Below are 1,418 nucleotides of genomic sequence, written 5' to 3' on the forward strand. Positions count from 1 at the left end.
CCCCCAAGATAGGGACTTTATTTACTGTTTTATTTATCTTTTTATCTAATAGCCCACCCACAACAACCGTCTCACCACTTTTTACCAAAACTGCATTATTAACGACTCTCTTGTTAAAAATAGAGCCTAAATTATTAGCAGTGACGTCAGAACCGTCAGCAATACTTGATACCTCCTGTCGGATTTCAAGAAGAACCGAATCACCTTTGTTTATCTGTGGTTTCACTTTCAACATGACACCAACATTTTGCCTTGAGATTGAGTTATAGACCCTATCTGTAGATGTTGTTTGTGTCGATGTCAGTACAGGAACCTCTTGACCCACATTAAACTCAGCCTCCATATTATCCAACGTGACAATACTCGGTGTTGCCAGAATATTATTATTTGAATTAGTTGCCAGGGTAGTAAATAAACCACTCCAGTTACCTTTATAAAAGCCTGCAGTTAATCCTGTAATTGCCATGGGCAGTAGACCATCACTATTATTTCTTGTCCTTCCTGAGTTTTGGATAAAGTTGACTCCACCAGAAAATTTATTTTCCCATTGTATGCCAAGGTTTAATCCCTCTCCATTTTGGGTCTCAACTATGATGGCCTCGACCAGGACTTGAGCTCGTCTGATATCTAACTTTTCGATAACCAAGTCTAACTCTCTCATCATTTTCGGTTCAGCTGTAATGACCAAAGCATTTGTTTGATCATATGCCTTGATGGCAATATTTCCACTCTGTTTCTTGCCTGTCGAGTTTGTTTTTTTGTTACTGAGAAAACCTTGGCCAATGCCAGTTAGCACCTCCAAAAGCTTCGATGCTTGAGCATATTTCATATATATAACTTTTGTGTTTCCATAACTATTCTGTTGATGGTCAAGCTCCTTTATCATTTTAATAGCTTTTTTTCTGATATGGCTATCACCACTCACCAATACAGAGTTAGTCCTATCATCAGCAATTATTCTTCCTAAATTGAATGGCTCTTGTTTGTTGGAAGTTGTTTGATTTATGATTTCATTGACTAGTTTAGTCACATCAACAGCATTAGCATGGTTCAATTTATAGTATTCAACATCTATATCTCCGGCTTGGTCGAATGTATTGATTATCGAGTACAAGCGGTTTACTACAACAGCGCGTCCCGTAATTAATATAGTATTTGATGGCTCATAGTGAATAATATTACCAGATTCAGAATTATCATTTAACTGGCGCAATAGTGGGGCAAGACTCTTGGCAGAGATATGTTTAAGTGGGAATATTCTATTGATAAGTTCATCCCCATAAGTTTCCCCCGATTCTCTTAGTGTAGGAACAACTGAACCTTTAGCTCGTTTTGATGGTATTACCTTCAAGATATTATTAGGCATTTCCACTACGGTATATCCGTAAACATCGAGTACATTAAGAAAGAATTGATAG

The 1,418-nt window shown here is 37.4% G+C and carries 1 protein-coding gene; it reads right to left on the bottom strand.

All coding sequences use genetic code 11. The features are described from left to right. Positions 1–1,418: type II secretion system secretin GspD (gene gspD, locus V1952_RS21810; RefSeq protein WP_420075543.1), on the bottom strand; the 1,418-nt coding region annotated here is incomplete at both ends.

Source organism: Yersinia sp. 2542 StPb PI, from assembly GCF_048593855.1.
In the GTDB taxonomy this organism is placed as follows: Bacteria; Pseudomonadota; Gammaproteobacteria; order Enterobacterales; family Enterobacteriaceae; genus Yersinia; species Yersinia enterocolitica_E.